This window comes from Petrotoga sp. DB-2 (genome assembly GCF_054051725.1).
Window position 1 is genome coordinate 1 of record NZ_JBSVZD010000043.1, and the last position, 10,239, is coordinate 10,239.

4 protein-coding genes and 2 pseudogenes are annotated in these 10,239 nt (G+C 33.3%); all 6 read right to left on the reverse strand.

The window, feature by feature from the left end; all coding sequences use genetic code 11:
* Positions 1–1,028, reverse strand: a pseudogene (locus ACW9JY_RS09920) (methyl-accepting chemotaxis protein); the annotation flags it as partial.
* 44 nt (positions 1,029–1,072) lie between these two features.
* Positions 1,073–3,406 carry a glycoside hydrolase family 3 N-terminal domain-containing protein gene (locus tag ACW9JY_RS09925; RefSeq protein WP_457284252.1) on the reverse strand — a complete coding sequence of 778 codons (2,334 nt, stop codon included), beginning with the start codon at positions 3,404–3,406 and terminating at the stop codon, positions 1,073–1,075.
* Between the two features lie 44 nt (positions 3,407–3,450).
* Entirely contained in the window at positions 3,451–5,520 is a 2,070-nt protein-coding gene (locus ACW9JY_RS09930; protein WP_457284253.1) for an alpha-glucuronidase family glycosyl hydrolase, read from the reverse strand.
* A gap of 50 nt (positions 5,521–5,570) precedes the next feature.
* Entirely contained in the window at positions 5,571–8,696 is a 3,126-nt protein-coding gene (locus tag ACW9JY_RS09935) for an endo-1,4-beta-xylanase (protein WP_457284254.1), read from the reverse strand.
* Between the two features lie 131 nt (positions 8,697–8,827).
* Entirely contained in the window at positions 8,828–9,625 is a 798-nt protein-coding gene (locus tag ACW9JY_RS09940; protein WP_103077829.1) for a polysaccharide deacetylase family protein, read from the reverse strand.
* A 59-nt stretch (positions 9,626–9,684) separates the two neighbouring features.
* Positions 9,685–10,239, reverse strand: a pseudogene (locus tag ACW9JY_RS09945) (hypothetical protein); the annotation flags it as partial.

Below are 10,239 nucleotides of genomic sequence, written 5' to 3' on the forward strand. Positions count from 1 at the left end.
ATTTCGTCTTTGCTTTTACTTTCAAAGTTTACCGTTAAGTCTCCTTCTTTGAATTGGTTTATCTTATTTTTGAAGTCTAACAGTGGTTTCGTTATACTCCTTATTAGATAGATAATCATGATTATCGATACTACGAAAGCTACTACGGTTAGGATGGCTGTCAAGGTTATAGCCCTGTTGTTTTCTTCTATGAGTGATGGACCTAACGTGTCTTGCTGGACCTTTAATTCATTTCTTTGTTCTTCTAATAGGTTGAGTATCTCTACCCTTGCTTGTTCCATCTGCTCGATTATAGGCTCTTGGGATTCTATCGCTGTGACTATTTGGTTGAATGTGTCTTTGAATTGTTCAACCACATCTTTCGTCTTATTGAACATTTCAGTTAGTTCGTCTGATACTAATCCTTGCTCTAAAATGGCTATTTGTGATTCTAACTCATCAAAAGCATTCATGACACTGTTTTTGTCACCTACTGATTTAGAAGAAAAATAAACAGAAGCAAGCTCTTTTATACTATCTACTATTTCTAACGAGCTATCAGCGTAAAAAACGAGGGTTGAAACGTTATTTTCTTGGGCTAAGGTTTTAAAGTCAGTAATACTTTGGCGTAATTCATTGGATATATTTTTAAAATCTTGATTTACGAGCCTATTTTTTTCTTCGTTCAATTGAACAATTTGATTAAAACCGCTTTCATAGTCCCCTATCTTTGTGATTATGTTTTGTACAACTGTAGAATCGGTAGTTTCATCTGTAAAGAAACTTTGAACAGCATTGATATTCTGAGTAATAATTTCTCTTGTTTGCTCATCATAGTTAATCACATAATCTTTGAAGGCCAAAGCAGCTTCAAAAAAGTTGTTTTCTATTTCAGAAATTCTACTCGTGTCATTTGACAAATCTTTATAATTAGAAAGTCCATCATTTGATGAAATCAATGAGACAATATTAAAAACAACGACAACGCCGAATAAAACTAATATTATTATAATTGTTAAAGAAAGTTTTCCTCTTATGCTTTTAAACAAGGTAATCCACCTCGATTTTTATATTAAATTCCGTAAAATAAGCTTTAATTTTCTTCCAGAACCACATCGCTAAAAAACTTCTTGTTTTGAGGCGAAATTTTAATATCTTTATCAATGTAAAACTTTTCTTTTAACCTTATATCTTCAGAAGAGGATCCCACCATAACTTTAAAATAACCTTTTTCAACCAAAAATTCCATTTTTTCATTATATAGCGCTAAAGTCTCTATTGGGAGATTAAAAATGATTCTTTTCTTTTCTGAAGGTTTAAGTGTAATTCTTTGAAAACCCTTTAATTCTTTCACAGGTCTAGTTACACTAGCGACTTCATCATTCACGTACAGCTGAACAATTTCGTCACCTGTCTCTTCACCTATGTTTTTAACATCCATGCTTACTTTCACGATTCTATCACTACTTTCAATTTGAAGATTCGTATATTCAAATTGTGTATAACTGAGACCATGACCAAAAGGATATAGTGGTTTGGCAGGTGAATCCGTATAATCTCCCCACCATTGACTTCTTCCTCCAGAAGGCTTGTGATTATAATAAACTGGAATTTGTCCCACATGACGCGGAAAAGATATAGGCAATTTCCCTGAAGGGTACTCATTACCCAAAATAATATCGGCCAGAGCATTGCCACCTTCTTCACCAGGTAACCAAGCTTCAAATATTGCAGAAACATTCTTTGATACCCAGTCTAACGAATACGGCCTTCCGTTTACAAGAACAACAATTACAGGTGTTCCCGTATTTATAACAGATTTTAGTAAATCAAGTTGTACACCTGGTAAAATCAACGTAGAACTATCACGAGATTCACCAGTTGTGCAATCCAATGTTAACCCAGATTTATCACCTAAAACTAGAATAGCAACATCAGATATTTTAGCAAGTTCGATTGCTTCTTTAAACATTTCTTTGTTGTCACCATTTATTTCGCAACCTTTTGCGTAAGATGTTTCCACATTTAACTTTTCTAATTTTTCTTTCAAACTTTCATATATGGTTTTTATTGGCAATTCACTTTCAGAAAAAGTAATTCCTTCCATTGCTGAAGTACCGAAAGCTCCTTGTTTTAAGGTTTCTAAGTGTGTTAAATAAGTATAATCCCCTGTTAAATTTCTAGCGCTGTTTGCATTTGGTCCAATTACTGCAATTTTTTTTATGTTTGGATTCTTTTTCAAAGGCACTATTCCATTATTTTTCAATAGAACAATTGATTTTTTAGCAATTTCATACGCAAGTTTCCTATCTTCAGGTGTATCTAAATTATCTGGAACCTTTTCTAAATCAACATAAGGATTTTCAAATAATCCCATCTCAAACTTTAATCGTAAAATATTTCTAACAGATTTATCAATAAATGATTCAGAAAGCTCTCCATTTTCTATCGCATTCTTTAATGGTTCTTTATAACAATCAAAAGAGGGAAGTTCAACATCTATCCCAGCTTTTAACGCTTTTATAGCTGCTCCTTTTTTATTTGATACTAATTTATGATATTCCATCAATGAATTGATTGCAAAGTAATCGGAAACAACAATGCCATCAAAACCCCATTCCTCTCGCAAAATTTTTCTCAACAAAATTTCAGAAGCTCCACAAGGTATACCATCAATCTCATGATAAGCATTCATGACAGATTTAGCTTTTCCTTCTTTAATAACAGCTTCAAAAGGAAAGAGAAATGTTTCTTTTAGTTCTCTTTCTGGGATATGAGCTGGCGCCCAATTCATCCCACCTTCAGAAACTCCATAACCCACAAAATGCTTTAAAGTAGCCACTACTCCATTCTTCAAATCATCAGATTGTAACCCTTTAACATATGAAACTCCCATCTTTGCAACCAAATATGGATCTTCTCCAAAAGTTTCCTCAGTTCTCCCCCATCTAGGATCTCTAGTTACATCAACAACTGGAGATAATCCTTGATGTATTCCAAGAGCTTTCATTTGATTTCTTATACTTGTTGTCATTCGTTCTATTAATGGAGGTTCCCAAGTACTTGCCGCACCAATCATCTGAGGGAAAATGGTCGCTCCTCTTGTCATGTAACCACTCAAACATTCTTCATGCATAAAAGCAGGAATCCCCAATCTTGTTTCAGTAAGAAGAAATCTCTGAATTTTGTTTGACAATTCAGCTGTTTTCTTAGGAGAGAATCCTGTCGCTCCTCCTGGACGAGTTATCTGACCAATTCCTTCTTTCAATAAATTTTGAGCTTTTTCAAAAGAGAAATTACCATTATCAAGAAGCTCATAACTCCAAAAAGAACCAAGTTGGGCTATTTTTTCATCCAAAGTCATTTGTTTTAAAAGGTCTTCAACACGCTCTTCTATCGGTTTATTTGGATTTTTGTAAAATTGCATAAAAACTTCCCCCTTGTAAAATATTTTATCGTTTTTGTCTTTTTTCAGTATATTTTTCTCCTTTTTTCATCATAGATCATTGTTTTTCTATAAAAGTATGAATTTATAACATCTCTCCATTCTTTAGCACTTTCCCTTTGTTCTAATAATCTTTGATAAACAGAACTATATCTTTTACTATCAATATATCTTTCTAAGCCTTGCCATTTATCTATTAACCATTGAACATCTTCGACTCCTTCAAAATGCGTATCATAAATATGTTGTAAGACGGTTTTGTTATTGTTCAATTTGTAAATATAAGAGACATGATGAAAAAAAAGTAATAGTTCATCGGGGCAAGAATCTAAATGTTCGTATTTCTCAAAATTTTGTTGACGATACTGTGCTGTATAGCCCGTTCCTGATTTCAAGGTTCTGTCTACACCTATACCATAATGATCAGCTTTGTGGTAAGTACCCCACCTTGAATACTCATATCCATCAACATTAGGACCATAATGATGACCAGGATTAACCATCCAACCTACTCCTAAAGGTGCTGTATATTTCTCATAAATATTCCAAGACTTTAACATCATTTCGGATAAATTATTTAAAACAGTTTCATTATTTCCAAAAGTACATTTTATCCATTCTTCTATAATTTTTTTACCACTCAAGGAAGGATCCCAAGCAAGGCGACCAAATCCGTACAAATTTGCTTGTGCTAATGTATGGCCAGTCCAGTTAATTTCATCCCCTATATTTGATATTCCAGCTATTCCAAAATTCGGTGAATTAAATATAGAACCAGAAACGATCTTTGCAACTGAGGTTCCCTCACCAAATAAGAAAGTATCAAAGTCTAAAACTTCTTTCCATTGGGGAACAAGATAACAGAGATGTTTTTGTTGTCCAGTGTATTCTTGAGTAATTTGAAATTCAAGTATTTGATTTGTTTTTTGGAGCCCTCCAAATAAAGGATTTACCGGTTCTCTTACTTGGAAGTCCATTGGCCCATTTTTAATTTGAATGATCACATTATCAAGAAATTTTCCATCAAGTGGCATAAACGTATCGTAAGCAGCTTTCGCTCTATCTGTTTCATTATCTCTCCAATCTTGATAGCAATTGTATACAAATGCTCTCCATATTAACAATCCACCATGAGGAGCAAGAGCTTCAGCTAACATATTTGCACCATCAACATGCGTTCTGTTATAAGTAAATGGTCCTGGCTGCCCTTCTGAATCTGCCTTTACGAGGAAACCCCCAAAATCGGGGATGCGATTATATATAAAGTCGACTCTTTCCTTCCACCACTTTCTTACTTCTTTATCTAAAGGGTCAGCGGTTTTTAATCCTCCAATTATCATAGGGCTTGCAAAATTTACGCTTAAATAAATTTTTATACCATATCTTTTAAATACATCATAAAGTTTTTCAACAATGTTTATTCTTTCTGCTATTAATTTCGTTTCTTCGCTTTTAACATTAACGTTGTTCAAAACTATACCATTAAGACCTATAGAGGAAAGCAATCTAGCATAATCTCTTATTCTATCAAGATTATCAACCAATTCATTATTACGATAAAAAATTGATTTACCTGCGTATCCTCTTTCAATGCTTCCATCCAAATTATCCCAGTGATTAATAATTCTCAGAGGGATATAAGGTTTCTCTAATAGATTTAACTGATCTAAAGGTTTTTCCATTTGTATGTATTGGATTAATTTGTAGGTACCGTATAGCAAACCTTCATCAGATTTCGCTGTTATTAATATAAATTTTTTTGTAGAATTTTCTACTTTTTTGATCAAAAAGCCCTCTTCACTTAATGAGGTGTATTCTTCTTCTTTTATTGTGTTACTGAAAAATGAACCCCCATCTAATTTCGAAATTATTGTAAAAGTACGTTTAATAGGCTTGTTAGTTATGATGGCCTCTATATTAAAAAATTTTTTTATACTATAATAAAGTTCATTTTTAATAGAATCGATTATATATCCGTCGATATTTATTACAATGTTTTTTAAATATTCTTTATATTGATCAGATAAACTTGGAGTTTCTAATCTTTGATAATTTAACCAACATTGATAATCTACATCATTTGAATATGGAAACATTCAAACTTCCTCCTAGCCACCAAGAATAAACAAAAAGTACTAATTTTTACTTATTTTTCTAAAATAATATTCCCAAAGTTTACAGTGCTCTGATAATTATTCCCAGTTGGGTCATTCCAAGTAGTTATACCTACTCTACTTCCAGTTGCACCTGCATCGTTGACTTGAACATCAAATCCAACGACTTCTCCTCCACTTGGGGAAATAAATTTCCAAGAAATTGCTGCTTCTACTATATAACCATTTTCTACAATCTTTGTAGCAGTTTTAAAATTGGCCGCAGAGCCTCCTGTACCAAATGAAGGGGTATTTACGTAATTGACTCTGTACTGTGCATCATCATTTTCGTAAAAACCTGTTTTATTATTATTTTCATCTATGAATATTTCTAATGAATCCTGCTCCCAAGCGTTTGCATTTTCTTTATTAAGAATAGGATCTTCGACAATAGCCAATACATACAAGGCATTTTCATCCCAAAGTACTCGAAAGTTGGCTTTTGCGTTATTTGAGCTACCCGATACAATAGTTTCAGTGATATATTCTTCGCTTTGAAACCAAACCTCATCTATTTCTCCATCTATAATCGGTGTACCATATTTTGCTGTTCCTACGGATACACCTTCCAAGGTTAATACTCCATAATTTATTGTTTGCGATTTCTGTTGATTTGTGTTATCACTCCAACTATATATGCTCTCTCCATCTATTACCGCTATGTCAAATCCAATTTCTTTCCCTTTTTCTAATTTCGTCGAAAGATTTATGGAACATTCAAAAGAATATTTTTTATAACCCGGGCTAACAAAATATTCAACTTCCATATCTTCTTTATTTTTCTTAACAGTCCAATCTGGATGAATAATCACCCATATATCATCTTCTTGTAGGTAAGGTGTCTTGGCATTATTAGGATCAATGAATATCGCCACTCCATCTTCTTCATCATTTGTTTCGTTGAAGACTTCACCATAAATAAATAATTTGTTTTCATTCCATATTATTCTTGCATTAAGCTTTTCTTCCCCATTCTCATCATATATGAATATTGGCTTTGAAAACAAATAATCATCATCTAACATACCATATGGAATAGCGGCACCTTGAGAGATTGCATTGGATTTTGGAACTATTGGCAAAACAGTTGGTTCTACAATTCCCCAATATGCGTATTTTGATTGATAATCTTTATCAAACAAAAGCGGCCAATCATTTCTGGTTTGATTTTTCCAAGAATAGTCGTCTTTAAGACCCCAGAAAGTTGCACTGGTTATAACATCATCGTATTTTTTGAGAATATCAAAAAGTTCTTGGTATTTGTACCCTTGCTCTACTAAGGCTTCGTATGGTGGAGACATGTAGTTGGATCCTTGATCTGTATAAACACTCATGTCAATTTCAGTTATTTGAATTTCTATACCAGGAATAGAACTAAATAACTTAATAGCCTCTTCAACTTGTTTGAGATCTGTTCCAATTCCAATATGCATTTGCATTCCAATTCCATCAATTGGAACTCCTTTTGCTTTTAATTCCTTTACCATGTTGTATATATAATCTCTCTTTTTTGGTTCGTAAGTATTATAATCGTTATAGAAAAGCTTAGCGTTTGGATCGGCTTCATGAGCGAATTTAAATGCATATTCAATATACTCTGGGCCCATGATTTCATACCAAAGAGACCTTCTATAACCATCTGGTTGATTGGGATCAATTGCTTCATTGACAACATCCCATGCATATACTTCTCCTTTGAAATGTCCGACAACGTCGTGTATATAAGTTTCCATTCTTGAAAGAAGTTCGTTCTTTGAAATTAAATTGCCATCTCCGTCTTTAAAGAACCACTCAGGTGTTTGACTGTGCCAGACTAAAGTATGTCCGCGAACTTTTATACCTTTTTCTTTAGCATATTCAATATACTCATCGGCAACTGAAAAATCATAACTTCCTAAGTCCATTAAAATACTTTCTGGCTTCATTTCGTTTTCAGCGGTAATAGAGTTAAAGTGCTTTTCGACCATCTTCATTTCAAGAGGATTAACTAAAACTTTGTAAGGAATAGCAACTCCTATATCAAAATTGTCTTTATATTTATCTTTTAAATCTATAATTTCCCATTCAGGTTCATATAGAGGAATCGATTTATCTATTATTGAAAAATCATCCAAATAAAATGAGAGCGTAGGATTCGGTGATTCAACGTAAAAGATCAACTCTTCCACTACTGCTCCAGATTTAACCGTATAAGAACCTGTTAATTGTGTCCAGGTATTCGAAGGAACCTTTTTTTGCCATAAGATCGTATCGTAGTTAGTATTAGCATCAGAAGCATATTTCCTTTGCATTGTGAGAGTGATTAATTGATCTTGCCCCGTATCTTGATATACGTATATTTCAAAATCATAACTGGTTCCAGGTTTTAAGGTTTTTGCAAGATTTATTTGTGCGCCATTCCAATCACTTTTCCTTCCCTCAACAGCTAAAGAATATTTCCCACTATGGGATACTTTATTAGATGGCGAAATAGAGACTTCATCTCCTCTTGGTTCCCAACTATGCTGTTCGTCTTCAAAACTTGTCTTAGAGATCACTCCTGCGCTTTCAACTTTGTTAGTTCCCAGAATCTGAAAGTTGTCTATATAGTATGTGAAATTACTTTCCAAAGGAGTTACTATTCTCAAGGAAAATTTATCAACGGGTTCATTAAAACTGAATTTGAACTCTTCATTTATCTCTTTCCAATAGTTTGGCATCACAACCTTCTCAGTGATTGTTTCAAAGTGCTCCCCTTTACTATCTTTTATATAAGCTACTATCCTAAATAATTGAGGATTAGGAGAAGTTTGATAAATATGAGTAGTAATTTGGAAATTAGCTGAATTAAAAACTTCCCAATCTTTTGTTAGATCAATTTCTGCACCTTCCCATCCGGAGGTTCTATTCTCTATCTTTAAGGATTTTTGACCTTCGAGGGAAAATTCATCTACTACTGTAATCGAAACTGATTCTCCAACTTTTTCAATTTGAACCGGTTCTTCGAAGTTCAAAACCCTCTCATAATCTCCTGGATTTATAAATCCATTTAGACTATTTGTTTGATTTGATCCTCCCAATAGAATAGCAGCCAGTAAACCAACACCTAACAATGAAGTTACAAATAACAAATCCTTCATTTCATCACTCCTCCTTTCCACAAATTTAGTACTGCCTGAGATATTCCAAAACATACTTTAACCTAACCGTTACCTTGTGAATCCCTTTTAAAATCAAAATCTTAATTTCACTATGACACATAGATTTCGAACTATAAAGTCAGATATCTGCCGCCTTCTACCTTCACTGGATTACCATCCACTCCTATCCATACCGTTAAAGCAGAAGGATTATAAACTATTTTTTTATTTACACTAAATTTTAGATTCTTTAAAGCTTTCAAATAATCCATGATCTCTGCATTTGTCGCATACCAAATTGTTTCATCGTTCGATATTTTTTTGCAAAAGTCTTCAATCATATCCCAGTTATTATTCCTTTCAAATTCAAAACTGTGCCCCCATACATACAACAAAGGCATAGTTTCGTTAGATTCTAATTTCTTGAATTCTTCATATTTTTTTAACAAGTTATCATCATGATGACAAGTAGGATTCCACCTTAAAAAATGTGTAGGTAAAGAAAAGTTACCATGGGAATTAACCGTCCTTGAATATTCAATTCCCAAATACGGAAGTAATTCTAAAAGTTCTTCACCGTAATCCCCATAAGGATATGACATACCCCTTATTGGATAGTTTACTAAAGACTCTAATCTTTCCCTATCCTCCATAATTTCCTCAATTATTGATTCCTTTGGTACTTTTGTGAGATAAGGGTGATTTAATGTATGTATAGCAACTTCATGCCCCTCAAAGAGATCCCTTATTTCGGAAGAGTTTAAAAATGGTTCTGAATCTAATTTTCCTGAATTTAAATGGAAGGTACCTTTGATTCCGTACTTATTGAAAATCCTTATCAATCTTCTGTCATAAATTTGTCCATCATCATAACTCATGGTTAAAGCCTTTATTTTGCCTTGTGGATAAAAGCCGAAAGATATTTTCATTGTATACTGGCTCCTTCTCAATAGTTCTAAAAAAATGGAACATTTAGTATTGATTTTCATTACCAAACTTTGATATAGTTCTTACCTTTTTTCAAAGTAGAGATTGGACCTAAGGAACTTTTCTCAGGTTTTTGTTCATCTAAAAAGTCTGTGTCTAAGACTAAATTTCCCCCATCAGGACGTTCAAAATCAGCATCAACAATCCTAACTCTTTCTAAAGAATTTGTTGAACATACTTCGCCTACAATATTTTCAAAAGTATCAGGAAGTTCACAAGACATATAAACTTCTTCACCTTTCTCAATAACAGTAAATCTTGGATCAAAATTTTTATCAACTAATTTCTCTTTTTCCCTTTCAAATGGTTCCGCTCCATTGAAGTAGGCATTGTTATTAATATACACCGGTTGTTCTATTAACTCAAGCGTTTTAATATCCCAACCTTTTTCATCTACCTTCTTCAAGTACTCTTCTAATGATGTTGTATGATTCATATAATGTGATGTCCCAACACCTTCCAATCCATCTTTCCCAATGAAGATATTGTTGTAGAAACGATCATCACCACCGTAAACACAGGCATACCCTGCAACCGTTGTACTATGTGGTCTATG

What these genes read in the sequence shown, in the direction of transcription:
- ACW9JY_RS09925 (WP_457284252.1), bottom strand. Translation starts at nt 3,406, where the DNA reads ATGCAATTTTACAAAAATCCAAATAAACCGATAGAAGAGCGTGTTGAA.
- ACW9JY_RS09930 (WP_457284253.1), bottom strand. Translation starts at nt 5,520, where the DNA reads ATGTTTCCATATTCAAATGATGTAGATTATCAATGTTGGTTAAATTAT.
- ACW9JY_RS09940 (WP_103077829.1), bottom strand. Translation starts at nt 9,625, where the DNA reads ATGAAAATATCTTTCGGCTTTTATCCACAAGGCAAAATAAAGGCTTTA.
- ACW9JY_RS09935 (WP_457284254.1), bottom strand. Translation starts at nt 8,696, where the DNA reads ATGAAGGATTTGTTATTTGTAACTTCATTGTTAGGTGTTGGTTTACTG.